This window comes from Streptomyces sp. YIM 121038, from assembly GCF_006088715.1.
Lineage (GTDB): Bacteria > Actinomycetota > Actinomycetes > Streptomycetales > Streptomycetaceae > Streptomyces.
In genome coordinates this window covers 8,577,149-8,601,565 of sequence record NZ_CP030771.1, presented here as the reverse complement: position 1 = coordinate 8,601,565, position 24,417 = coordinate 8,577,149, and the positions used below count along the sequence as shown (strand labels likewise).

The 24,417-nt window shown below is 73.9% G+C and carries 19 protein-coding genes; 10 read left to right on the top strand and 9 right to left on the bottom strand.

The window, feature by feature from the left end:
* The first annotated feature begins 61 nt into the window (after positions 1-61).
* The 8 genes from C9F11_RS35890 to C9F11_RS35855 all read left to right on the top strand — a co-directional run bounded on the left by C9F11_RS35890 (position 62) and on the right by C9F11_RS35855 (position 11,701).
* Positions 62-1,078: a peptidyl-alpha-hydroxyglycine alpha-amidating lyase family protein gene (locus tag C9F11_RS35890; RefSeq protein WP_138963588.1), complete on the top strand. Its 1,017-nt coding sequence runs from the start codon at positions 62-64 to the stop codon at positions 1,076-1,078.
* A gap of 261 nt (positions 1,079-1,339) precedes the next feature.
* Positions 1,340-2,848, top strand: a complete 1,509-nt coding sequence (locus tag C9F11_RS35885) for a glycoside hydrolase family 3 protein (RefSeq protein WP_138963586.1) — start codon at positions 1,340-1,342, stop codon at positions 2,846-2,848.
* Positions 2,849-3,348: 500 nt separating this feature from the next.
* A complete protein-coding gene (locus C9F11_RS35880) occupies positions 3,349-4,380 on the top strand; it encodes a phytanoyl-CoA dioxygenase family protein (RefSeq protein ID WP_138963584.1) in 1,032 nt (343 codons plus the stop codon).
* Between the two features lie 14 nt (positions 4,381-4,394).
* Positions 4,395-5,726, top strand: a complete 1,332-nt coding sequence (locus C9F11_RS35875) for a DUF6271 family protein (RefSeq protein ID WP_138963582.1) — start codon at positions 4,395-4,397, stop codon at positions 5,724-5,726.
* Positions 5,727-5,745: 19 nt separating this feature from the next.
* On the top strand, positions 5,746-6,963 hold the full coding sequence (locus C9F11_RS35870) for a type III PLP-dependent enzyme (RefSeq protein WP_249402025.1): 1,218 nt from the start codon (positions 5,746-5,748) through the stop codon (positions 6,961-6,963).
* A complete protein-coding gene (locus C9F11_RS35865) occupies positions 6,964-7,530 on the top strand; it encodes a GNAT family N-acetyltransferase (RefSeq protein ID WP_138963580.1) in 567 nt (188 codons plus the stop codon).
* Between the two features lie 5 nt (positions 7,531-7,535).
* Positions 7,536-8,729: an MFS transporter gene (locus C9F11_RS35860; protein WP_138963578.1), complete on the top strand. Its 1,194-nt coding sequence runs from the start codon at positions 7,536-7,538 to the stop codon at positions 8,727-8,729.
* A gap of 194 nt (positions 8,730-8,923) precedes the next feature.
* Positions 8,924-11,701 (top strand): hypothetical protein, encoded by a 2,778-nt coding sequence (locus C9F11_RS35855; RefSeq protein WP_249402024.1) that lies wholly within the window; start codon positions 8,924-8,926, stop codon positions 11,699-11,701.
* 74 nt (positions 11,702-11,775) lie between these two features.
* Here C9F11_RS35855 and C9F11_RS35850 read toward each other — a convergent pair whose 3' ends face one another.
* Positions 11,776-12,318: a flagellar hook-length control protein gene (locus C9F11_RS35850; protein ID WP_138963574.1), complete on the bottom strand. Its 543-nt coding sequence runs from the start codon at positions 12,316-12,318 to the stop codon at positions 11,776-11,778.
* 255 nt (positions 12,319-12,573) lie between these two features.
* On the opposite strand from C9F11_RS35850, the gene C9F11_RS35845 reads away from it, so the two are divergent.
* Entirely contained in the window at positions 12,574-13,164 is a 591-nt protein-coding gene (locus C9F11_RS35845; protein WP_138963572.1) for an NUDIX domain-containing protein, read from the top strand.
* 126 nt (positions 13,165-13,290) lie between these two features.
* Here C9F11_RS35845 and C9F11_RS35840 read toward each other — a convergent pair whose 3' ends face one another.
* The 6 genes from C9F11_RS35840 to C9F11_RS35815 form a co-directional block, all read right to left on the bottom strand.
* The gene (locus C9F11_RS35840; protein WP_138963570.1) at positions 13,291-14,736 is read right to left on the bottom strand and encodes a glyceraldehyde-3-phosphate dehydrogenase; all 1,446 of its coding nucleotides are present in this window, start codon (positions 14,734-14,736) and stop codon (positions 13,291-13,293) included.
* A gap of 167 nt (positions 14,737-14,903) precedes the next feature.
* Positions 14,904-15,482 carry a Pycsar system effector family protein gene (locus C9F11_RS35835; protein ID WP_249402023.1) on the bottom strand — a complete coding sequence of 193 codons (579 nt, stop codon included), beginning with the start codon at positions 15,480-15,482 and terminating at the stop codon, positions 14,904-14,906.
* The gene (locus C9F11_RS35830) at positions 15,479-16,627 is read right to left on the bottom strand and encodes a hypothetical protein (protein WP_138963568.1); all 1,149 of its coding nucleotides are present in this window, start codon (positions 16,625-16,627) and stop codon (positions 15,479-15,481) included. The genes C9F11_RS35835 and C9F11_RS35830 overlap by 4 nt, the downstream gene beginning before the upstream one ends.
* A 1-nt stretch (position 16,628) precedes the next feature.
* Positions 16,629-19,031 carry a hypothetical protein gene (locus tag C9F11_RS35825; RefSeq protein ID WP_138963566.1) on the bottom strand — a complete coding sequence of 801 codons (2,403 nt, stop codon included), beginning with the start codon at positions 19,029-19,031 and terminating at the stop codon, positions 16,629-16,631.
* Complete coding sequence (locus tag C9F11_RS35820; RefSeq protein WP_138963564.1) at positions 19,028-19,831, bottom strand: hypothetical protein; 804 nt, start codon at positions 19,829-19,831, stop codon at positions 19,028-19,030. The genes C9F11_RS35825 and C9F11_RS35820 overlap by 4 nt, the downstream gene beginning before the upstream one ends.
* Before the next feature lie 68 nt (positions 19,832-19,899).
* A complete protein-coding gene (locus C9F11_RS35815) occupies positions 19,900-20,607 on the bottom strand; it encodes a Crp/Fnr family transcriptional regulator (RefSeq protein WP_138963562.1) in 708 nt (235 codons plus the stop codon).
* A gap of 304 nt (positions 20,608-20,911) precedes the next feature.
* Between C9F11_RS35815 and C9F11_RS35810 the strand changes: the two genes are divergently transcribed.
* Entirely contained in the window at positions 20,912-22,792 is a 1,881-nt protein-coding gene (locus tag C9F11_RS35810; protein ID WP_138963560.1) for a reprolysin-like metallopeptidase, read from the top strand.
* Between the two features lie 54 nt (positions 22,793-22,846).
* Here the strand turns inward: C9F11_RS35810 and C9F11_RS35805 are convergent, their stop codons facing one another.
* Together C9F11_RS35805 and C9F11_RS35800 are read right to left on the bottom strand one after the other, a co-directional pair.
* On the bottom strand, positions 22,847-23,242 hold the full coding sequence (locus tag C9F11_RS35805) for a VOC family protein (protein WP_138963558.1): 396 nt from the start codon (positions 23,240-23,242) through the stop codon (positions 22,847-22,849).
* Positions 23,243-23,340: 98 nt separating this feature from the next.
* Entirely contained in the window at positions 23,341-24,330 is a 990-nt protein-coding gene (locus tag C9F11_RS35800) for an EamA family transporter (RefSeq protein WP_138963556.1), read from the bottom strand.
* Positions 24,331-24,417 lie beyond the last annotated feature (87 nt).

Below are 24,417 nucleotides of genomic sequence, written 5' to 3'. Positions count from 1 at the left end.
CCCTGTCGGCGGGGCGGCCGTGGGCCCTATGCTTCCGGGCCGGTGCGTCCAGGGAGGACTGTTGACTGTCGGACCCGCGACCAGCGAGACCGTCTACGAACCGGTGCCCTATTGGGCCAGGATCCCGCACGGGATCTGGCTCCAGGAGGCCACGTCCGTCGCCGTCGACTCGGACGACCGGGTCTACGTCTTCAACCGCGGCAACATGCCGGTCCTGGTCCTCGACCGGGAGGGCGACGTCGTCGACATGTGGGGCAACGACACGCCGTTCACCGGCACGGAGCTGATCGAGAACCCGTACGGCGCGCTGACCCCGCGCTGGAAGGGCTGCCGCTTCCTGCATCCGCACGCCGTCACCGTCGACCACGAGGACCACCTCTGGCTCGTCGACGACATCGGGAACAAGATCACCAAGACGGACCGCGCGGGAAACACCCTGCTCGTGCTCGGCACCGGAAGCCCGAGCGGCTTCCAGAGCGGCGAGCCCTTCAACCGCCCGACCGACGTGGCGATATCCCCGCTGACGGGCGACGTCTTCGTGACGGACGGGTACGGCAACTCCCGCGTGCACCGCTTCGACGCGCGCGGCCGCCATCTGCTGTCCTGGGGCGCGCCCGGAAGCGACGACGGGCAGTTCAGCCTGCCGCACAACATCGCCCTCCTCGGCGACGACGCGGTGATCGTGTGCGACCGCGAGAACCACCGCGTGCAGGTGTTCTCCCTGGACGGCGGTTTCCGCGCCTCCTGGCACGCCCACAAGGCGGTCGCCGTCTGCGCGGGCAAAGGCGCGGACACCCATGTGTACGTCGCCGAGCAGGGGCCGCCGCCGGTCCAGTACGGCGTGCCCGGGCTCGGGCACAAGGTGCGGGTGTACGACCGGGACGGCCGCCGCGTCACCTCGTTCGGCGCCGACCTGCCCGGGGAGGCGCCGGAGCAGTTCAACTGGCCGCACAGCGTGGCCGTGGACTCCGAGGGCAGCGTGTACGTGGCGGAGGTGTCCTACGTCGAGGTCGGCAGCGGGCTCACGCCGCCGCGCGAGCTGGTGAGCCTGCGCAAGTGGCGGCGCGCACGGGGGTGAGGGCGCGCGGGGCGGCGCGGGCCGCCGTGGCCCGTGCCCGGTCCCCCGCGTACGCCTTTGCGAATCCCCACCCGACGGGGAGAACCGCGCCAGGTGGCACGAACTCGCCCTGCACCCAGGACATTTAAGGCTGTACCGCCGCAACGGGACTCCTTGACACCCCGGATTGGTATAGGCCAACATCCGGCTCGGTCGCCCGCTTCGCCGCGGTCAACCGATTCCGACCGCACTGCCCGTCGCGCGCCCCTGTGGAGGTCTCCCATGGCAAGCACCAGCCACCCGCACCTCACCCGCCTTGCCAACTCCGTCCTCCAGCCGGGGTTCGTGGGCACGACCGCGCCGGACTGGGTGCGGCGCAGGATCGCCGACGGGCTCGCGTCCGTGGTGCTGTTCGGGCGCAACATCGAGAGCCCGGAGCAGGTCGCCGCGCTCACCGCCGAGCTGCGCGCCGAGAACCCCGACCTGATCGTGGCCATCGACGAGGAGGCGGGCGACGTCACCCGCATCGCCGCGCGCACCGGCGCCTCCTGGCCCGGCAACCTCGCCCTCGGCGCCATCGACGACCCCGACCTCACCGAGCGCGTCGCACGGGACATCGGCCGCCAGCTCCGCGAGATCGGCGTGTCCCTCGACTTCGCGCCGAGCGCCGACGTCAACTCCAACCCGATGAACCCCGTCATCGGCGTGCGTTCCTTCGGCGCCCGCACCGACGTCGTCTCACGGCACACCGCCGCCTGGATCCGGGGCCTGCAGTCCGCCGGGGTCGCCGCCTGCGCCAAGCACTTCCCCGGCCACGGCGACACCGCCGTCGACTCCCACCACGGCCTGCCGCGGTTCACCGCCGACGCCGAGGAGATCGCCCGCACGGCGCTGCCGCCGTTCACCGCGGCGATGGAGTCGGGCGTACGCGCCGTCATGACCGCGCACATGCTCGTGCCCGCGTACGACGCCGAGCTGCCCGCGACGCTCAGCCCCGCGATCCTCGGTGACGTGCTCCGCGGCCAGTTGGGCTTCACCGGCCTCGTCGTCACCGACGGCATCGAGATGAGCGCCGTGTCCGGGCCGTACGGCATCGCCGGTGCCACCGTCCGCGCGGTCGCCGCGGGCGTGGACGCGGTGTGCGTCGGCGGCGAGAGCGCCGAGCAGTCCACCGCGGACGAGCTGCGCGACGCCCTGGTGCGGGCGGTGCTCGACGGCACGCTGCCCGAGGAGCGCCTGACCGAGGCGGCGGGCCGGGTCGGGGAGTTCGCCGCCTGGTCGGCCGGCCTGGGCCGCCAGGCCGCCCCGGCGGCGGACGCCTCCGACATCGGCCTGGTCGCCGCGCGGCGCGCGGTCCGCGTGCACGGTGAATCCGGCGCCAAGCTCCCGCTGACCGCCGATCCGCACGTCGTCGAGCTGTCCCCGACGATGAGCCTCGCCGTCGACGGCGCGACCCCCTGGGGCGTCGCCGAGCCGCTGCGCGCGCTGCGCCCCGGCACCACGTCCGTGCGCGTCGGCGAGGCCGAACTCACCCGCGACGCCGACCTCCTCGACCGCGTCGCCCTCGCCCCCGCCAGCGGCCGCGAGCTGGTCGTGGTGGTCCGGGACGCGGCCCGCCACCCCTGGATGTCGAAGGCGCTCACGGGCCTGGTGAACAGCCGCCCCGACGCCCTCGTCGTCGAGATGGGCGTGCCCGCGGGCGACCGGGTCGGCGCCGTCCACCTGACCACGTACGGCGCCACGCGCGTGTCCGGGATCGCCGTCGCGGAGGTGCTCGCCGGAGCCGCGTGAGCGTAGTTCCGCCGCTCCGGCGGCGTACTCACCCCTGGCGATACGACCCACTCAACGGCGTCCGCGCAGCGGCGCCCGCGGAGCTCGACAGCGGCGTGCGGGGCCTCTCCCGCACGCCGCTGACCAGTACAGACGCAGCCAATGGGGGCGTCAGGTGAGGAGCCGGACACACCAATACAGCTCGTCAGGACGGGGGTTGACTCCGCCGATGGCCTAGTCCATCTTTGGAGCACCCAAGAGCTGGTCTAGTCCTTTGCGGCCCCGTCGGGCCACCGTCCCGCACCCGCCACCACCGTCGCTCGAACCGACCCGCCGGGGCGCGCCGCGTCCGGCCCCTCATCTCCCGGCCGGGGGGAACACCGCTGTTCCCCCCGGCCGCGTCGGCGACAGCGCTTCCACCGCTTCCGTCCGCCTCGCCCGAGGCTCCCCCACGCCCGGAACCACGAAGCCGCGGTCGCTCCTGCCCGCTCGACACCCCTCACCACGCCAGGAGTACGTGCATGCCCGCACCCGCCGCCCCTCTGCACCGAGCCGCGTCCCCGACCCCGTACTTCAGCGCCGACGGCGAGACCTACCTCGCGCAGACGCCCCTGAAGGACATCCGCAAGACCCGCCCGCTGCGCGTCCTGACCGAGGAGGAGTACACCTTCTGGCAGACGTACGGCTACGTCGTGGTCGAGGAGGCGATACCCGCACGGGCGGCGCGCCGGCTCCTCGACTTCACCTGGGAGTTCCAGGGCCTCGACCCGGACCGGCCCGACACCTGGTACGAGGAGCGGGAGTTCCGCACCGACCTCGACCGGGACCTGTACGTCTACGGCTTCGTCGAGGCCTACCACCACCAGCTGCTCTGGGACAGCCGCCAGACCCGGCGCGTCTACGACGCGTTCGTCGACGTGTGGGACTGCGAGGAGCTCTGGGTGACCCTCGACCGGCTGAACCTCAATCCGCCCAACGTCAAGAACCGCTCCCGCTCGCTGATCGCGCCCACGGACGAGGGCTTCGACATCGAGCTGCACTGGGACGTCGACTCCACGCTGAGCGTGCTGCCGCAGCGCGTCCAGGGCATCATCGCGCTCCACGACACCGAGGCCGGGCTCGGCGGCTTCCAGTGCTCGCCCGAGCTGTTCCGCCACTTCGACCGCTGGCGGCTCGACCAGCCCGCGGACCGCGACCCGGTCCGGCCGAACGCCGACCGCGCCCGCTTCCCCGTGGTCCGGCCCGAGCTCAAGGCGGGCGACCTGCTGATCTGGAACGGCATGCTGGCCCACGGCGTGGCGCCCAACACCTCCGCCGACGGGGTCCGGGCGGTGCAGTACCTGTCGATGATGCCCGCCCTGGAGAAGCACCACGCCCTGCGCACGTCCCGGGTCGCGTCCTGGCGGCACCTGAGCACCCCGGACTGGAACGCGACGCTGCTCGGCGACGCCCGGCTGCCCGAGTCCGAGCGCTACGGCACCGCGACCCTCACCGGCCTGGGCGAGAGGCTCCTGGGGCTCACGCCCTGGCACTCCGCCGCCGCCCACCGGTGAGGCGGGGAGCCGACATGCGCAAGATCTGCCTCGCCCTGCCCACCGACCGGGCCTGCGTGCCCATGGTGACGGCGCTCGGCCGAGAAGCCGCCCACGCCGCCGCGCACTTCGACGTCGAGGTGCACCTGTTGATCCTCGACTCCGCCGAACCGACCGCCTTCGCGGAGCACGCCCGGGCCGCGCGCGCCGCCATCGGCACGCCCCGCGTCGTCGTCCACCACCTCGGCGAGGCCGCCCAGCGCGTGTTCCTGCGGCAGGTGATCCAGCGCTCCGGCCTGCCGAAGCCCGAGCTGCTGCTCGACCTCATGCTGCCCGCCGAGCCGTCCTACGGGGCCTGCACCAACCGGGCCTTCCTGATCGCGAGCGCCCTCGGCTGCACGTCCGTGCACCGCAGGGACTCCGACAGCCGCTACCAAGTGCGCGACGGCACGACCGTGTTCCCCGTCCACCAGGAACTCACCTCGCTCGGCAAGCGCGCGGGGGACGCCGCGTCCAGCGTCACGGAGACGACCCTCGACCCGGCGCACGCGGACAAGCCGGTGGTCCTCGTGGGCAGCTCCTTCATCGGCGAACTGTCCGTCGACATCAGTGAGATCCGCGACCTCGACCCCGGCGTCTACCACGACGTCGTCAGTCTCTGGGCCCCCGCCGACTGGTCCCAGGACGACAAGCGCGCTCTCGTCGAGGAGTCCTTCACGGGCGCGGGCACCGCGCCGTTCACCGAGGACCACGCGGTCCTCGCCCTCGTCGACCCCATGCGCGTCGACATGTGCAACGTCAGCTTCCACCAGGTGCACGAGCGCGTGCCGCTGCCGCCCGCCACCAACACCATCGGCAGCGACTACTTCCTCCTACACGTCGTGTACAACGGCACGCTGCCCGGCGTCCTGCACAACCGCAACATCGTGAACTTCCACACCGGCGAGCGGCGCACCGACAGCGGCTTCGCCGCGTACCAGACGCGGTTCACGAAGTTCTTCCTGTCCATGCTCCACCTCCACCACGTCTACGCGGGGCTTGCCCGGGAAGGGGCCGCGCTCCTCGACCGCCGCCACGGCGTCCGGGCCCGGCGCGTCGCCGAACTCGTGCGGGCCAGCACCCTCCTGGACCCGGCGGAGAACGAGGCCCGCCTCGACGTCATCGAGCGCGCGTACCGCGGGCTCGGCGGCCGGTACGCCGCGTTCGCCGCCACGCTGCCCCCGCGCCGCGCGCGTCTGATCGACGAGGCGCGCCAGGACATGGAGGACTTCGCGCTGCTCATCGAGAACTGGGCCGCCCTGGTGCGGGCGAGCGCGTCGACGGGCGTCCCCCGCCTCGACGGGCACGCCCCCGAGCTGGACCGCTAGCGAGGGACTGAGCATCCACATGAACGCCATGTACGTCACCCCACGGCTGCGCGCCGCCCTGGAGGCCGCGACCGAGGACCGGCTCGTCTTCGACCTGCCGGGCATCGAGGAGCGCTACGACGCGCTGCTGCGCGAACTCCCGGGCGTGGCCGTCCGGTTCGCGATGAAGGCCTGCCCGCTGGACGAGGTCCTCACCGGCCTGGCCCGGCGGGGCGCGGGCTTCGACGCGGCCAGCCCGCACGAGATCGCGCAGGCCCTCGCGACCGGCGTGCCCGCCGACCGGGTCCACTACGGCAACACCGTCAAGTCCGACCGGAACATCGCCGAGGCCCACCGCCTGGGCATCAGGGACTTCGCCACCGACAGCGTCGAGGACGTCCTCGCGATCGCGGCGCTCGCCCCCGGCGCCCGCGTCTTCTGCCGCCTGGCCACCGACGGCGGGGGCGCGCTGTGGGGCCTGAGCCACAAGTTCGGCTGCTCGCCCGCCGACGCGCTGCGCGTCCTGGAGACGGCACGGGACGCGGGCCTGACCCCGGCGGGCCTGTCCGTGCACGTCGGCTCCCAGCAGATGACGGCCGGGGCCTGGCGCGACGCCCTGGAGCGGATGGCCGGCGTGATCGCGGCCCTGCGGCCGCGGGGCATCCATCTGGACCACGTCAACCTGGGCGGCGGCCTGCCCGCGCTCGGCTACCGCGACCGGCACGGCACGCCCCTCCGACCGCCCCTCGACACGATCTTCGCCGTGATCCGGGAGGGCATGCGGCGGCTGCGGGCCGTGTCGCCCGCGCCCCTGGACTTCGTCATCGAGCCGGGCCGCCATCTGGTCGCCGACCACGGCGCGGTACGGGCCCACGTGTCCCGGCTCTCCACCCGGCAGCAGGCCACGGGCGAACGCCGGCACTGGCTGTATCTGAGCTGCGGCAAGTTCAACGGCCTGTACGAGATGGACGCGCTCCAGTACGCCCTCGTCTTCCCCACGCACCGGGGCGCGGACCGCGTGCCCGCCGTGATCGCGGGGCCCACCTGCGACAGCGACGACGCATACGGCCACGAGCGGGGCCTGGTCCAGGTGCCGCGCGGGGCCGCGTCGGGCGACCCCGTCTGGGTGCTCTCCACCGGCGCGTACGCCACCAGTTACACGACGCAGGGCTTCAACGGGTTCCGGCCGCTGCCGCACACCTGGATCCGCGGCGAGCGCGACGCCCTCGCGGGCGCCGCTCCGGGAGGGACGCGCTAGATGACCGACGTCACCGCTGTGGCGGCCGGGGCACCCCCCGGCATCCGGATCCGCCCCCTCGTCCGGGGCGACTGGGACGCCGTCGCGGCCCTGGAGGCCGAGGCGTACACCCGCCTCGGCCTCAGCGAGGGCCGGGCCGCCCTGGAGTCGCGGGCGCGGGCCTCGCCCGACACCTGCTTCGTCCTGGACGGGGGGCGGGTCGCGGTGGGCTACGTGCTGGCCCTGCCCTACCCGCTGTTCCAGTGTCCCGACCTCTCCCACGGGGAGGACACCGCGTTCCCCTCCGGCAATCTGCACCTGCACGACCTGGTCGTCGCCGAGGCGTTCCGCGGCCGGGGGCTCGCGCGACGGCTGCTGCGCCACCTCTCGGCGACCGCGCGGTCGCTGACGTACGAGCGGATCTCCCTGGTCGCCGTCGGCGGCAGTGACACCTTCTGGTCGGCGCGGGGCTTCGCCGCCCACCCGGAGGTCCCGCTCCCGGACGGCTACGGCGACGGCGCCCTCTACATGTCGACGGCCCTGCCGGTCACCGCTCCACAGGCTCCATCGGAAAGACGAAGAGGCTGATGCACATGTTGCGTGTTCGCGATGGTTTTCGCCGGACACAGATCGCCATCGCGGCGCTGTTCTGCGCCCTCGGCTTCCAGTACGCCACGTGGGCCGCGCGGCTGCCCGCGCTCAGGTCCCGCCTGGATCTGAGCGAGGCGGAGCTCGGCCTGCTCCTGATGGCCTGCGGGGTCGGCGCCGCGGCGTCCTTCCCGCTGGTCGCCGCACTCACCCGGCGGTGGGGGTCGCGGCGCCTGGCGTTCGTCTCCGCCGTCTTCCTCGGCCTGCTCCTGCTCGCGCTCGCCGTGGCGCCGAACTATCCGGTGGCCCTGCTGATCATGTGCGCCGACGGCGTGGGCGTCGGCTGTCTCAACGTCGCCATGAACGCGCAGGGCGCCGCGCTCGAATCCCGCTACCGGCGCACCGCCATGGCCAAGCTGCACGCCGCGTTCAGCGCCGGTTCCCTCGGCGCGGCCCTGCTCGCGTCCGGCATGAGCGCGCTGACGTCGTCCGTGGCCGCGCACTTCGGGGTGGCCGCGCTCCTCGTCATCCTGCTCGCGATGTACGCCGACCCGGCGCTCCTGACGGACGATCAGCCCGCCGCCGCGCCCGCGGAGAAGCTCCGCCGCGGCTTCGCCCTGCCCGCCGCCCTCACGCTCTGGCTGGGGTTCGCCATGGTCTTCGGCACCGTGGCGGAAGGCGCGATGAACGACTGGTCGGCGCTCTATCTCAAGGACGTCGCCGACGCCTCGTCCCGGGTGGCGCCGCTCGGCATCGCCGTGGTGTCCGTGATGATGGTGCTGGCCCGCCTCTTCGCCGACGGCTGGCGCACCCGCTGGGGCGACGGCCGCGTCGTGCGCGGGGGCAGCGTCCTCGCCGCCGCCGGACTCGCCGCCGCCCTGCTCCTGGGCGGCGTCGTCCCGGCCCTGATCGGCTTCGCCTGCATGGGACTCGGGCTCGCTGCCGTCACCCCGTGCGTGTACGTCGCCGCCGCCCGGCAGGGTGCGCGGGCCCTCGCCCTGGTCGCCGCGATGGGCACGACGGGGCTGCTCGCCGGTCCCCCGCTCATCGGCTTCGTCGCCAGCGGCAGCAGCCTGGTCTGGGGCATGGCGGCCGTCGCGGCCTCGGCCCTGCTGGTGTCGGGCTGCGCGCTGCGGATCGACTGGACTCCGACGGAGGAGCCGCGGCTGGTGGACGAGCCGACTGGTTCCACAACTTGACCATCTTTGTCCCCCCTCTGACCGATATCCACCCGCAATCCACTCCGCGTTGAGGGAATTCCAAGCGAATCGCGGCACGGACGAAGCAACCCGACGGCCTCCGCAGCACTCTCCAGGTCCGGAGGAGCCCTGTGACGTGAGGGCTCTCGGGGGAGTAAGTGACGAGGAGGACTGTCTTGATCCGTGTCCCGCGCTTGGCGACTGCCGCAGTCACGGCACTCGCGCTGGCGGTGGGCTTGCCGGAGCTCGCGCACGCGTCGCCGGACCAGCCGCGTGCGCAGCGCTCCGACGACCTCATATCGCCCGGCCAGGCGGACCGGTCCGGGGACCGGCTCCCGCCGGGCTGGGAGCTCACCGGCGACGGCGCCGACCAGCATCTGGTGTGGCGCGCGCCGAAGCCGGTGCCCATGGGGAACGCCCGCGTCGAGTTCTACGCGGGCGACCGGCTGCTCGGCCGCCCCACGGCCACCGACGACCAGCGGACGTTCCGGCTGAAGCTCGACGACAACGGCGTCGGCGCGAAGGACGCCCTGGGCGACCTCCAGGCGCTCGCGGGCGGCCGTCGTCTCGACAAGCCCGAGCCGGCCGCGCCGCACGGCGCCCCGGCGCCCGCCCCGGCCCAGCTGCCCGCGGGCGAGGTCGACCCCGGCAAGCCGGGCAAGTACCGCACCGTCAAGGGCGAGTACGACCTGAAGTCGGTCAAGCTGCCCGACTTCCCCGAGAAGGTGGAGATGCGGGCCACGGTGGTGGGCCCCGTCGACGCGCCGGGCAAGCGGCCCCTGGCCCTGTTCCTGCACGGCCGCCACGGCACCTGCTACAAGGGCCGGGAGTCCGACGGCAGCTGGCCCTGCAAGGCCGGCTGGAAGCCGATCCCGAGCTACCAGGGCTATCTGCACGACCAGAAGCTCCTGGCCTCCCAGGGCTATGTGACGGTCTCGATCTCCGCCAACGGCATCAACGGCCAGGACGACCGCGCCCCCGACGGCGGCGCGCAGGCCCGCTCGTCGCTGGTGCGCCAGCACCTGGGCCGCTTCGCCGACTGGGCCGCCGACCCGACGAAGGCGCCCGACGCCGTCCGCGGGACCGCGCCGGTCGACCTGTCCCGCGTCATGCTCGTGGGGCACTCGCGCGGCGGCGAGGGCGTCAACCGCGCGGCCTTCGACAGCCGTTACCAGCCGCCCGCCGACGAGGACGGCTCTCCCCAGAAGGCGCGCTGGCAGATCCGCGGCACCGTCCTCATCGGCCCCACGATCTTCGGGCACAACCCGGACCCGGACGTGCCCTCGATGACGATCCTGCCGGGCTGCGACGGCGACGTCTCCGACCTCCAGGGCCAGCTCTACCTGGACAACACCCGGGGCGTGGGCAACGGTTCCGCGCTGCACAGCTCGGTGTACATGGTCGGCGCCAACCACAACTTCTTCAACACGGAGTGGACGCCGGGCCAGGCGCAGGCGCCCGCCGACGACGACTTCTCCTCCGGGCCGCGCCCCGACCCGGTGTGCTCGCCGGGCCACGGCCCCCGGCTGAAGGCCAAGCAGCAGCAGAAGGCGGGCTCCACCTACATCGCGGCCGCCGCCCGGCTCTTCGTCGACGGTGACGACGAGGTGCGTCCGCTCCTCGACGGCTCCGGCAAGGGCGCGCCCTCGGCGAACCCGGCCCGCGTGCTCACCCACGCCGTCGGCGGACAGCGCACGCCCGCCGTCGTCCCGGGCCGCTCGCTCGCGGTGACCGGCGGCAAGCTGTGCGACCAGACCGCGTCCAGCGGGGCGAAGGCCTGCTTCAAGCGCGGCACCAAGGGCCAGTCCCCGCACTTCGCGAGCTTCGAGGTGTCCCCCGACCCCGGCCGGTACGCCCTCGCGATGGGCTGGTCCCGCACGGGCTCCACGATGTCCGTCAAGAACGCCCGCCCGGTCTCCCTGGAGGGCTCCGAGTCGCTCGCCCTGCGGGTGATCGTGCCGCCGAACACCAAGGGCACCAAGCTGGACGTGACGGCCGTGGACGCCTCGGGCCACCGGGCGAAGCTCGGCCAGGTCCGTGCCGACGGGCTGCCGGGCAGCGCGTACATGGCCTCGTACTGGGGCCAGGAGCTGCGGGTTCCGCTCGCGGCCGCCGGGCGCGCCGGACTCGACCTGAAGAAGATCCAGTCCCTGGAGCTGACCTCGCGCACCGCCTCCGGGCAGGCGTGGCTGATGGACGCCTGGGGCTGGCGCCCCGGCACCGCCGAGGTGCGCCCGTCGAAGCTCGCGCGCGTCGACGTCGGACGGCTCCAGGTCGACGAGGGCGACTCCGGCGTCCGTACGTACCGCGCCCCGGTCCGCGTGACCGGTGACGGCACCGGCAAGGTGCGGCTGTTCGTGCCGGGCCCGAACACGGACAAGTTCGTCACCAAGACGGTCACGGTGCACCCCGGCGACACGTCCATCGGCGTGCCGTTCAAGGTCAAGGGCGACAAGGTCTACGGCGGTCCGACCTCCCAGGACGTGTTCGCCAAGGCGATCAGCGGCGCGGTCGTCGGCTCGTTCCACGGCGGGGTCTTCGTCCGTGAGGACGACCCGATGCCCAAGGTCAGCGTGAAGCCGGTCGCGGCCAAGGTCACCGAGGGCAAGCCGCTCAAGTGGCGCGTCTCGCTGTCCGCGGCCGCCGGGGTCGACACCTACGTCTCGTTCCGCATCGAGCGCGTCAGCGGCGGCAAGGAGCTGTCCACCAAGGACGTCGGCAAGGCGTGGCTGAAGCGGGAGTTCGACGCCAAGCCGAACCCGGCCCGCGCCCTGTCCAAGGTGACGCGGGACCCGTATCTCTCGGTCTCGGTCAAGGCGGGCAAGCGCAGCGCCGATCTGAGCATCCCCACCGTGAAGGACCGGGTCCGCGAGGGCCAGGAGTCGGTGCGGCTGCGGCTCTACACGTACGACGAGAACTGGAACGAGCACCGGGGTCCGGTGTTCACCGGCCGGGTGCGCAACGCGGGCTAGGCACACGCACCGCGACGGTCAGGGCGGGCGGCTCCCCGGTGGGGGGCCGCCCGCTCCGTCGTGCGCGGGACCGCTCAGCTCCAGGGGTTGGCGGGCTGGTCGTTGATGTACGTCCAGAAGCGGGTGCCGATGGGGACGTCGCCGTACGCCCAGAAGCTCCAGCCGCCCGAACTGTCGAGGTTCGGGCCGTACTTGCCGTCGTGGAACTCGGCCATGCGCCAGCCCGCGCCGAAGGTGTTGGCGCACAGGCCGTCGGCCACCGCGAGGCTGGTCAGCCGGGTGCCGCGGATGGGGTTGCTGGCCGCGACGGTGCCCTTGGCCCAGCCCGCGTAGAAGTCGGGGGTGATCCCCGCGGGCACGGAGCTGCCGTCGACCTTGATACAGAGCACGGGCAGCGCCGTGCCGGTGGCGGTGTCGCCCTGGTACGGGTTGCTCAGCGGACCGCCGCCCACGCGCACGGTGCCGTCAGGCCCGTCGCCGAGGAAGGTCCAGGTCATGGCCTTGGTGTTGCGGGTGTCGGACGGCGCGGCGGCCGCCGGGGTCACGGTGCCCGCCGCGATCGCGACGGCGGCCGCGGCGAGGCAGAGGGAGCGTACGGACGTCTTGATCGAACGCAAGGCTTCTCCTCATGGCTGGTGTGGAGCACGGCTCCTGGGGAGCAGGACCCTTGAGATGCCGGTCGATCGAGGATTCTTCACTTCCTTCACAGCTTCTCCTAGAGCCATAACCGGACATCCACGGCCCCTTGGTCACGGCGGCCCCGGCCGGGATGATCGACTCAAGGGAACCGGCTCAGGAACCGGCACACGGAACGCGCTCACGGAACCGGCTCGAGCGACCGGCCGAGCACAGGGAAACCGGAAGGAACACGGGTGGGACACACACAGCCGCACGAGCCGGGCGAGGAGCAGGCCCCCGGGCATCCGCCGCTCACCTTCGCCGACAACCGCCGCCCCACCCCGCACGCGCTCATCGGCGCGGGCGTCGCCGTCACCGACGACCGGGGCCGGGTGCTGCTCGGCCACTCGCGCCGCGGCGCCTGGGAACTGCCCGGCGGCAAGCCCGACGCGGGAGAGTCGTTCGAGGAGGCCGCGGTCCGCGAACTCCTGGAGGAGACGGGCCTGAGGGCGGAACCGTCCGACGCGCGGGTGCTCGCGGTCCTCATGGACGCCGCCCACGGCATGCCGCGCCTGACGGCGGCCGTCCACGTCACCCGCGCCACCGGCGTGCCCACCGTGACCGAGCCCCAGCTCATGCACCGCTGGGAGTGGCACGAGGTGACCGCGCTGCCGAGGCTCGGCGCGGCCCTGTTCACCCCGAGCGCGCACGTCCTGGACACGGTGTGGCCGGGCCTCCTGCCCGGCCTGCCCCCGGTGCACCGGCATGCCGTGGCACGGCACCCGGGCGGGCCGGGGGCGGCCGGATCCCGCGCGGCGGCGGGCAGAGCAGAACACTCCGGATGAGGCGGAGTGGAACCCGTTCCAGGAAGAGCGACATCCGTTTGCATGGCCCCGTCATCACCGGGTACCAGACGTGTGGGCCCCGCCGCGCTCCCCCGTCGCGGCGGGGCCTTCTCGCGCTCCGCCGGGTCAGACCGCCGGAGCCGGGTAGGTCGGGTACTCCACCCCGGAGACGTGCTGGACGACGCGGATGACCTGGCAGGAGTAGCCGAACTCGTTGTCGTACCAGAGGTAGAGGATCGCGTTGTCGCCGTCGACCTTGGTGGCGCCGGCGTCGACGATCGAGGCGTGCCGGGAGCCGATGAAGTCGTTGGAGACCGCGTCGGGGGCGCTCGTGAAGTCGATCTGGCGGCGCAGCGGCGAGGTCAGCGACACCTCGCGGAGGTGGTCGAGGACCTCCTCGCGGGTGGTCTCGCGGCCGAGCCGCAGGCTGAGGATCGCGATCGAGACGTCCGGCACCGGGACGCGGATCGAGCTGCCGGTGATGGGCGCCTTGAGGTCGGGCAGCGCCTTGGCGACGGCCGAGGCGGCACCGGTCTCGGTGATGACCATGTTGAGCGGCGCGGAGCGGCCGCGGCGGTCGGCCTTGTGGTAGTTGTCCAGGAGGTTCTGGTCGTTGGTGAACGAGTGGACGGTCTCCACGTGGCCGCGCAGCACGCCGTACTCGTCGGCCATCGCCTTCAGCGGCGGCACGATCGCGTTGGTGGTGCAGGAGGCGCAGGACAGGACCCGCTCGTCCGGCTTGATCGTGTCGTGGTTGACGCCGTGCACGATGTTCGGCACGTCGCCCTTGCCGGGCGCCGTCAGGACGACCTTGTCGATGCCCGGACGCAGGTGCTGCGACAGGCCCTCGCGGTCGCGCCACTTGCCGGTGTTGTCGATGAGGATGGCGTCCTTGATGCCGTACGCCGTGTAGTCGACCTCCGACGGGTCGCCCGCGTAGATCACCTTGATCTCGTTGCCGTTGGCGATGATCGTGCTGTTCGCCTCGTCGACGGTGATCGTGCCCTGGAACTGGCCGTGGATGGAGTCGCGCCGCAGCAGCGAGGCGCGCTTGACGATGTCCTGCTCGCCGCCGCGGCGGACGACGATGGCGCGCAGCCGCAGGCCGTTGCCGGACCCCGCCTTCTCGATGAGGAGCCGGGCCACGAGGCGGCCGATGCGGCCGAAGCCGTACAGGACGACGTCGCGCCCCTGGCGGCACTCGATCTTGTTGGCGCCCGTGGCACCGGCGACGGCCTCGGCGGTGAACTCCTCCACCGACAGACCGCGCTCGTCGGTCTTGTACGTCGCGGCGAGCATGCCGATGTCGATCTGGGAGGGGCCGAGGTCGAGCGTGGTGAGGGCCCGCAGGAACGGCAGCGTCTCGGTGACCGAGAGCTCGTCACCGGCTATCTGGCGGGCGAATCGGTGGGTCTTGAGGATGCTGACCACCGACTTGTTCACCAGGGAGCGGCTGTGCAGCAGGACCGTGACGTCCTGCTCGCGGTGCAGCTTCCCGATGAGCGGGATCATCGACTCCGCGGTTTCCTCGCGGTGCTTCCAGTTGGTGAACGAGTCGTCATTGACAGTCACAGGAGTATCTTTCGAGCTAGGCGGCGCTCATATGCTAACCCCACGTTCATTCGAGCCTCCAGGGGGTGTTGCCCACACCACGCCCCGGATTCACTGAACTGCCTCTGACCTGGTCTTACGCCAGGGCGGCCGGAAAGGTTGGCGAGAACTCGGGCGGGGGCGGCCGCTCAGCCGAGCGCGGCCGCCGCCACGGCCGCTCCCCCCGCCACCAGACAGCCCACGGCCCACCGCAGCCACCGGTACTTGACCGTCAGGATGGCCCCCAGCGCGCACGACTGCTCCAGGAGCCAGTGGCCGGGGTCGCGGCCCGCGGTGAGCACCTCCGCCGCCACCTCGCCCGGGTCGACCCCCCGGCGGAGCGAGACCACCGAAGGGCCCCGCCCCGCGGCGGCCGCCGCGGACCTGCCGTCCGGCCCGGTCCGCGGCAGGATCACCAGGGTCAGCATCACGATCCCGGCCAGCCACAGCACGGCGCCCGCCCGGCCCAGCGGGTCCGGGCCGAGCCCGCCGCGGTCGGCCGACACGGCGAGCGCGGGCAGGGCCACCGCGCCCGAGAGCAGGATCGAGGCCTTGGTGTCGGCCCGCGTGACCTCCTCGCGCACGGTGGTGAGCAGCCGCTCCGCGACGTACCGGCAGCCCGGCTCGGACAACGGCGACACCGGGGTGCCGCGCACGGCGGCGGCGCGCCGGGGCGTGGTGCCGGGGCGGGTGCCGGTGCCCGGCGGCGTGCGCGCTCCCTCGGTCACCGGGGTGTCCGCCCGTCGGAGGCGTCGCCGCGCGCGTCCGCGGAGTCGTCGTCCCGGGTGTCGTCCGTCCGCTTCCAGAAGGGGGTGCGCCGGGCCTCGCCGGCGCCCGCCGCCTGGTCGGTCAGGACGTGGCGCGCGCTCGACCGCAGGAACTCCACGACCACCATGGCCTGGTCGCCGAGTTCCCAGCGCTCCAGGAGGCCGCCCTCGATCAGGCGGGACATCAGCTCCATGCCGTCCTGGCGCTCCTCGCGCTGTTCCTTGCGGAACAGCTGCCGGATCTCACTCAGGTCCTGGGGGTTGCGCGCCATCATCTGCGCCATCACGGCGTGGTCGCCGCGCTCGATGGCGCGCTGGAAGTCGGCGGCCCACTGCCGGATGAGTTCCCGCTTGTTGTCGTCCCTGAGCTGGCGCAGCTCCTGGTTGAGCCGCTCCAGGTCGGTCTGGTGCAGCACCCGGCCCAGGCTCCTGCCGTGGTCCTGGATGAGCGTGTCCCAGGAGATGGTCACGAAGACGTCCGTCTCCAGGCCGAACTGGCCGCCGAGGCGCTGCCCGGCCAGCGCCTCGTGCACCGCGTCGCGGACCTCCTCCGCCCGGTTGATGGAGTGGCCGCGGGACACGTCGCGCAGCCGCTGCTCCAGCTCCGGGACCAGCAGCGCGGCGACGTCGGTGACCTGGCTCCTGGCCACGAGGCAGGGGTCGCCCACCCGCCAGCGCACGCGCACCTCGGCGGGGAAGGACCTGCCGTGCTCCGCCGCGGGCAGCTCGACCTTGAACGAGACCGTGTGCCAGCCCAGTTGCAGCTCGAACGCGGTGTAGGGGCGGGCGAACCAGCGCAGCAGGAACCCCTCCTCGCCCTCGGGCCCCACCGCCCGGGGCGGCCGCCCGCGGTAGTAGAGCACGACCGCGACCTGTGCGCTGCGGTGCCGGTAGGGCCAGTCCGGGCGGTACTCGCGCAGGAAGGGACCGGCCAACTCCTGGGTGGCCGCCGGGCGTTCGACGGGCGAGCGCCACGTGCCCGGGTCCGGGGACCGCGGCAGGGGCGTCGCCGTCACCGGTGGCGGGGCGCCACCGACGCGCGGCGGCGCGAGGGGCCGCGCCAGGGGGGCGGGCGGAAGGGCGTGCGGCGGGTTCTGGGTGTTCATCTCACTCCGTCTCCTCGGCTTGCGGGCTGGGCGCGGCCATCTGCACGACCACGTGCGGCTGTCCGTCGATGGCGGCGCGCAGCCTGCGTACGGTGGTGGCTGCCACGGATTCGTCGGGGTCCCGCTCCAGGCCCCGGACCAGGTTCCGCAGCCGCTCGGCGTCGGCCTCGCCGCTCACGAGGGCGGGCAGGAAGTCGCACAGGACGTCGAGGAGCGGGGGGTCCTCCTCGCCGCGCCGTATCCACTCGCACAGGGACCACTGCACGTCGGGCCGCCAGCGGGCGGTGTCAAGGCCCGACCAGACCAGGTCCGCCAGCATCCCGGCGTAGCGGGGGTGGGCGGTCAGGAGGGCCGCGGCGAGCGGCCAGTTCGTGTGCTCCCTGAGCACCGGCGTCTCCTCCAGGCCCCACAGGTGCGCGGCGCGCTGCCAGATGAGGCGGTCCACGGTGAGCAGCGCCAGGTCCCTGCGGTTGGTGCGCCGGTCGCCCATCCAGGCGCCCAGCCGCCGAAGGACCGTCTCCGGTTCCGCCCCGGCGAGCAGCCGGCCCACGCTGAAGGAGGCGTGCACCAGCAGGTCCCAGTCCTCCCGGCTCGCCAGGCGGCCCAGTTCGTCCAGGGCGGCCGGGACGGACCGCTCCACGGTGCCGAAGCCGTGCACCAGGGCCGCCGTGCTGAGCCGCGCCGCGTCGTCGGCGCGCGCCCACCCGCGCACGGTGTCCCGTACGACCGGGCGCACCGCCTCGCTGAGGGCCGCGGCCTGGGCGAGCGCGGTGGCGGCCGCGAGGCGCTGCTGGACGGAGTCGCTGGAGGCCATCGGGAAGACGATCTCCTCCAGCGCGTAGAAGTACTCCAGCGCGCACAGCGCCCCCGCGGTGATGGCCGCGGGTACCCACACGGCCGGTCTGGCGTCGTCGCACTGGGTGCGCAGCCACAGGCACAGCGGCCTGCGCGCGTTGTGGTGGTCCTCCCACACGTGGGCCAGGACCGCCCTCGCGAGCGCGCTGCCCTGGAGCCGCACCCTGCGGGTCTCCAGGCTCCGGCCGTCGTACGTGACGTCGCCGGTGAAGAGTTCGGCCCGCGCGGCCGCGAGCCGGGCCGGGCGGTGGTCGCCGAACAGGGCCCGGCCCGGCTCCCCCTCGGGGTCCATGGACTGCGCCCACTCCCAGGCCAGTTGCTCCGCCGCCTCGGCGGCCACGCTGTGGGGCGAGCCGTTGTAGACGGCCACCGCCGTGCGGAAGGCCGCCTGCCGCAGCGCCGCCGACACCGCGCCCCGGTGGCGCGGCGCGGCCCGGCCGGTCGCGGCGAACCACGCCCCGGCCTGCCGGTGGGCGAAGGCCCGCAGCTCGCCGAGGAGTCCGTCCTCGTCGGTCTCCTCCTTGAGCCGCCCGACCAGGAGCCGGGCGAGGGACTCCACCTCGTGGGGGCGCAGCGGGTCGAGCCCCACGGCCCGCACCACGCGGGGCTCGCGCGCGAGGGCGAGTGCCTGCTCGACGCGGTCGTTCTCGGTGTGGCCGAGAAGGGCCACGAGGTGCTTGCGCAGCATGCCGTCGGCCGCCGGAGGCCGGAACAGCCGCCCGTAGCGGCCGCGCAGCAGCTCGTCGGCGAAGCCGCCCGCCCCGACGACGAGGACGGCGTACGCCCCGCGCCGGTCGAGGAGGGTGCTGAGCCGGTCCAGGTGCAGTTCGGCGGGGAGTTCGGGCTCCCGCCGGCGCCGCCGCTCGGGTGCGTCCCGCTCGTCGCGGACGGGGCGCCGCGGGGTGGTGACCGCCTCCTCCCCGGTGATCTCCACGACGTAGCCGCAGCCCTCCTCCAGGTCCGCCTCGCCGATCCGGTCCAGTTCCGTACGCGGGTCGAGGCGCGCGACGCGCCCGTGCGTGACCTCGTCGAGCAGGGAGAGGGCCGTGTAGCCGCGCCCGCTGCCCGGGTCGCCGCACAGGGCGATCAGCCGCTGCCGCTTCAGGAGTCCGCCCAGGTCCGCGTAGCCGGGCGGCTCCTCGAAGACGCGGCGCAGGCGCCGCAGTTCGTCGCGGGGCACGGGGCCGGACACCAGGCGGGGCGCACCGGCCCGGGCGTCGTGGTAGTGGTGGTGGTCGCCCAGGTGCACATCGCCCTGGGTGCCGTCGAGGATCGCGCTGCGCCCGTTGACGTCGACGAAGTTGGCGCGCGCCTGACGCACGGCGTCGCCCGCGCCCGCCGCGGGCAGGTCCCCGAGGAGACCGGAGCGGGCCGCGCCGTGCCTGCGCCCTTCGTCGGCTCCCGTCGCTCCGGTACCGGCCCCGCGCCCCGGCCCGCCGCCGCCCGCCTCGTCCCCACCGCCGCCGGGCGCCGGTCCGCCGCCGCCCGCCTTGCCTCCGCCGCCTTGCGGCCCGGCGCCTCCCCCGGCGCCTCCCCCGTCGTCGCTCACGTCGGCCCGGCTCCTTCCGTGCTGTCATCTTCCGTGCTGTCGTCCTGCGGCGTGACGCGCACGCCGACGATGTCGCCGTGGACCTCCGCGCCGTCCACGATCTGGTTGTGTCCGTTGACGTTGATCCAGTACTTCGTCGGCCACCGCGCCTCGTCGGCTCCGGCCCGGTCGGCCTGCGTCGGCCCGGTCTCGGGGGCGGGTGGTGCCACGGGCGCGGGCAGGGGCGGCCGGGTCCTGCGGGGCACGTGGAACCACGCGACCTCGTCGGTCTCCTTGGCCCGTACCGGCAGCGGGCGGTAGTGCTCGGGCTCCACGAATCTGCCGCCCTCGGCGACCACCGAGCGGTAGAGGACGTCGGAGACGACGAAGACCACGTCGACGCCGTCGTCCGCGGCCAGGATCGCCCTGGCCGGTTCGCTGTCGCACAGCCGGCACGTGAGGTCGACCGCCCGGCCCACCAGGCCCCGGCCGTCGTGGCTGACGGGGCCGCCGTGCATCGCGATCCGCAGCCGCAGCGGTTCGCGCACGCCTCGGTTGTGCTCGCGCAGCCCCTGGTGGACCTCTTCGAGCCACAGCCCCACCATGGCCGCGGGCGGGACCTGCGGGGCGAGGGCGGCGAGCACGCCGTCGCCCCGGTCCTCCACATGGACCTGACCGCCCACGCCCACGGCGGCGAAGGCGGCTTCGAAGACCTCGTACATCGCCCGGCGCGACCGGAGTTTGGCCTGGTGGCCGAGGCGCCCGGCCCCCTTGACGTCCGCGCTCACCACCAGCCGGTGGACGGCCTCGTGACTGCTCACTGCATCCCCCTCGACGACGGTGCGGCCCCACCAGGATGGGCGCGGTCGGCCGCGGTGTATGTAGCCGTTTACACAACCGGCCCCGCTCCTGACGGTCCCTCGCCCGCGAGCAGCCGCAGCAGTTCGACGTCGGTGACGGTCAGGCGCCTGGTGCCGGTGCGGACGACGCCCTGCTCGCGCAGCAGCCGCAGGGCCTTGGCGACGGCCTCCCGGGTGGAGCCCACCGAGGCGGCGAGGTCGTGCTGCGGCAGCGGCAGGTCGATGGTGACGCTGCCGTCGGGGTGGTGGCGCCCGGCGCGGTGGGCCAGCTCGACCAGGCGCGCCGCGAGCCGCTGGAGCACGTTCTCCGAGGCCAGCGAGCGGCGTTCGCCGTCGGAGCTGCGCAGCCGGGAGCTGAGCTGGCGGAGCACGAGGACGCTGACCGCGGGGCTGGAGCCGAGGAAGCCGCGGAACCGGTCCCCGGGGATCACGACGGCGTCGACGCGGCCGAGCGCCGTCACCGTGGCGCTGCGCGGCCGCCGGTCCACGGCCGCGAGTTCGCCGACCAGTTCCCCGGCGCCGCGCAGCGCGAGGATGAGCCGCTGACCGCGCTCGGTCGCCACGGAGACCACCGCCCAGCCGCCGAGGATCGCGACGACGTACGAGGTGGTGGCGCGCTCGGGCACGAGCACCTCGCCGGACGCGTAGCCGCGCGGGGTCCCCAGGGCGAGCAGGGCCGCCCGGTCCCGCGGCCGCAACGCGTCGAGCAGGGGCTGTTCCTGTTCGATGAGACTCAAGCTGACCGCCCCTGGACCGGCGCCTACGCGGAATCGACCTGCGATCGACCCCTCATCGACCGGGCCCGGCCCGGATCGCCCTGGAATCGACAGCACGCTAGGCAGCTGACAAGCGCACGTCAATGAGATCGACGCGGTCCGCCTTCCCCGCCCGCGGCCCCGCGCGCCGCTCCCCTCGCGCCTGCCGCGCTCCGCGCTCACCCCTCCGAGGCGGCCATTCGGCCGCGCTCCCGCCGCGCCCGTCCACGCCCCGAGTGATCGTTCTCGTGTCCGAACCGTTCGTCCACGTACCCGAAGGAGCCCCATGATCCCCGTCAGGTTCGCCCTCGTCGGAGCCGTCGCCGCCCTCGCCACCGGCCTGCCCGCGGCCCCGAGCCCCGCCGCCGCGCCGCCCGCCCCCGGCCTCCCCGGCCTGCTGCGCACGGGCGAGGTCGAGTGGCCCGGGGGCACCTTCCGCGCCCTGTGCCGGCGCGGGCCCGTCACGGCGCCCGACCGGCGCGTCCTGCCGCTGCCCGGGGGCAGGTCCGTCACCGCCCACGCGCTGAAGGTCTCGCGCGACCGCGAGGGCACCCTGCTGTGGAGCGGGCACCTGGCCGGGCACCCGGACCGGCCGGTGACCCTCGCGGTCGACGGCGCCTGCGGCAAGGGCAGGCCCCGGGTCGCCGGGGAGATCCACGAGGGGCGGGTGCGCCACGCCCTGGACGCCGTACGGCCCGGGATGTCGCGCGTCCGCTCGTTCGACACCGTGCGCCAGACCCCGCTCGTGCGCGACGCGCTGCGCCTGACCGGACCCGCACGGCCCGCCGCGCCACCCAGCCGCCGCGCCGAGCCCAAGGACCCGGTCATCGACGTGCTGATCGGCTACACCCCGGAGACGGCCACGGACACCGAGGGCGGCGCGGACGCGCTCGCGCTCCAGGCCAAGGCCGCCGTCGAGGGCACCAACCAGGCGTACGCCGACAGCCAGGTCAAGACGCGCCTCCGGCTGCTCGGCACCTTCGAGACCCCGGCCTGGAGCGGCGCGGCCAGCGACATGGACGGCATGACGAACGCCCTCGCCAACCCGGAGGACCCGCGCTACTCCGACGACTGGGCCACCGGCGTCCGCGCCACCCGGGACGCCGAGGGCGCCGACCTCGTCCACGTCCTGTCGAAGTTCACGCCCCCCGAGGGCCTCTACACGGCGGGGACCGGGATGACCCCCTCGCTGCCGCGCCTCATGCCGGGCGACAACGCCAAGTACAGCACTGACGACACCGGGTTCGGCGCGCAGCAGGCCGACACCTTCGGCACCCACCACCTCGCCCACGAGATCGGCCACAACTTCGGCCTCAACCACGACTACGTCACCGACCCCGTCGACCCGGACGCGGACAACTACCGGCCGGGGAACTTCAACCCCTACTACCCGGACAACCACGGCTTCCTGCCCAAGGACCGCACCTGGGTCGACATCATGGGCTACAACATGAGCTGCGCCGACGAGGACAAGTGCGAGAACAAGATGTGGTTCTCCAACCCCCGTCAGGAGTACGACGGCACGCCGCGCGGCGTGGCGCTCGGGTCGAAGGAACCCGCCGACTCCACCCGCGTCATGAACCTCACCGGCCCGGTGCTCGCCAACTACCGCACGCCCGCCGACAGCACGGAGGCGAAGCGCCAGGCCCTCACCGCGGTGCCCCAGGACGGCACGGGCGGCACGGTCAGCACGCCCTCCACGGGCCTGTTCGCCACCGGTGACCAGGTCACGGTCACCGCGGCCCCGGACACCGGCTACAAGGTCGACCGCTGGACCGTCGACGGGAAGGTCCAGCCGACCCGCGCGGCCTCCCTGAGCGTCACCATGGACAGCGACCACTTCGTGACCGTGAAGTTCGTCAAGGCCACCGCGCCGCTCAGCCCGATCCCGGCCGCGCTCACCGCCGTCAGCCCCGCCACGGGATCCGTCAAGGGCGGCTTCACCGTCACCCTCACCGGCGGCGGGCTCACCGGCACCACCCAGGTCCTCGCGGGCACGCCGACGGCGGGCGGCTTCCGCGGGGTCGCGGCCACGAACGTGCGCGTCGTCGACGACACCAAGGTCACCTTCACGGCGCCCGCCTACCCCCAGGCGGGCGCCGTCCAGTTCGCCACGGCCCGCGGCAACTCCCTGACCGCGTCCATCGGCTTCACGTACACCGACTGATCACGTGACGGCGCGGAGGCCCGGGGATCCCCGGGCCTCCGCGCCGTGAGGTGGTCAGGCCGCCGTGGCGACCTTCCACAGATGGCCGTCGGGGTCGCTGAAGTAGCCGTCGTACCCGCCCCACTCGGCCGCGGTCGCCTCCTTGACCGCGGTGCCGCCCGCGGCCACCGCGGCGCGCATCACCTCGTCCACCTCCTCGCGCGAGCCGGTGACGAAGTGGAACGAGCAGCCGCGGAACCCGGCCCCCTCGGCCGGGACCCCGGCGTCCCGCGCCGCCGCCTCCCGCGGGTAGAGCACGAGGGCCGAGGAGCCCTCCCCCAGGCCGCACCTGACGAACCCGGGGTGGTCCTGCTCGACCTCGCAGCCGAGCCCCTCGACGTAGAACTTCTTGGCGCGTGCGATGTCCTCGACGCCCAGCATGATGGCGTTCACCTGCAATTTGATGTCCATGACGACCACGGTAGGCACCCGTCGGCGGGCGTCGCTTCTCGAAAACTGACCACCTTCGAGCGGGGTCGGCCCGGGCGTCGACGAGAGTCCGCCCGGACTCAGCGCCCGCCCGTGCGGACCGCGCCCACGCTCGCCGCCACCACCAGCGCGATCGCCGCGCACTGGAGCGGCGAGAGGCCCTGGCCGAGGACCAGGTATCCGGCGAGCGCGGCCAGGGCGGGTGACAGGCTCGTCAGGACCGCGAAGGTCGCCGCGGGCAGCCGGCGCAGGGCCAGCAGCTCCAGGGCGTACGGGATGCCCGAGGACATCACCGCGATCACCAGGCCGAGCGCGAGCACGCCCGGTTCGAGCAGCGTCGCGCCCGCGGCTCCGATGCCGAGCGGCAGGCTGACCAGCATCGCGACGGTCATCGCGAGCGCCAGCGCGTCCAGGCGCGGGAAGCGGGCCCCCGCGCGGGCGCTGAAGACGATGTACGCCGCCCACATCGCCCCGGCCCCCAGCGCGAACGCCACGCCCACGGCGTCGAGGCGGCCGAACCCGCCCTGGCCCAGCAGGAACACCCCGGTCAGCGCGAGCCCCGCCCACAGCAGGCTGGCGGCGCGGCGCGCGGCGACGACCGAGAGCAGCAGCGGCCCGAGCACTTCGAGGGTGACCGCCGCGCCCAGCGGGATCCGGTCGATCGCCTGGTAGAAGAGGACGTTCATGCCGCCGAGCGCGAGGCCGTAGGCGCCCGCCACCGCCCAGTCGGTACGCGTGTGACCGCGCAGCCGGGGCCGCGTGACGACCAGCAGCAGCACCGCGGCGAACGTCACCCGCAGCGCGACCGTGCCGAGCGCCCCCGCGCGGGGGAAGAGGAGCGCCGCGACGGCCGACCCGAACTGCACCGTCACCGCCCCGGCGAGCACCAGGCCGACACCGCCGAGGGTGCCGCGCCCGGCGGCCCGCCGGAGGACGGCGGGCGCGGCGGTCCCGGCGGACGGGGCCGTCACGGTCGCCGCGGCCGGGGGCGAGGTGTGCGCCGCGGTCGTCGCCGCAGTCGCGGGCACAGGCGCGGGCGTCGTCGCTGGCGCAGGCGTCGTCGCTGGCATAGGCGTAGGCGTCGTCGCTGTCGTAGGTGTCATGCGCTTCACGCTAGGGAGCCGTACGCGCCGTGTGAAATGCCTGTTCCCCTGTGG

What these genes read in the sequence shown, in the direction of transcription:
- C9F11_RS35880 (WP_138963584.1), top strand. Translation starts at nt 3,349, where the DNA reads ATGCCCGCACCCGCCGCCCCTCTGCACCGAGCCGCGTCCCCGACCCCG.
- C9F11_RS35805 (WP_138963558.1), bottom strand. Translation starts at nt 23,242, where the DNA reads ATGGACATCAAATTGCAGGTGAACGCCATCATGCTGGGCGTCGAGGAC.
- C9F11_RS35800 (WP_138963556.1), bottom strand. Translation starts at nt 24,330, where the DNA reads ATGCCAGCGACGACGCCTGCGCCAGCGACGACGCCCGCGCCTGTGCCC.
- C9F11_RS35810 (WP_138963560.1), top strand. Translation starts at nt 20,912, where the DNA reads ATGATCCCCGTCAGGTTCGCCCTCGTCGGAGCCGTCGCCGCCCTCGCC.
- C9F11_RS35830 (WP_138963568.1), bottom strand. Translation starts at nt 16,627, where the DNA reads ATGAACACCCAGAACCCGCCGCACGCCCTTCCGCCCGCCCCCCTGGCG.
- C9F11_RS35860 (WP_138963578.1), top strand. Translation starts at nt 7,536, where the DNA reads ATGTTGCGTGTTCGCGATGGTTTTCGCCGGACACAGATCGCCATCGCG.
- C9F11_RS35865 (WP_138963580.1), top strand. Translation starts at nt 6,964, where the DNA reads ATGACCGACGTCACCGCTGTGGCGGCCGGGGCACCCCCCGGCATCCGG.
- C9F11_RS35870 (WP_249402025.1), top strand. Translation starts at nt 5,746, where the DNA reads ATGAACGCCATGTACGTCACCCCACGGCTGCGCGCCGCCCTGGAGGCC.
- C9F11_RS35875 (WP_138963582.1), top strand. Translation starts at nt 4,395, where the DNA reads ATGCGCAAGATCTGCCTCGCCCTGCCCACCGACCGGGCCTGCGTGCCC.
- C9F11_RS35885 (WP_138963586.1), top strand. Translation starts at nt 1,340, where the DNA reads ATGGCAAGCACCAGCCACCCGCACCTCACCCGCCTTGCCAACTCCGTC.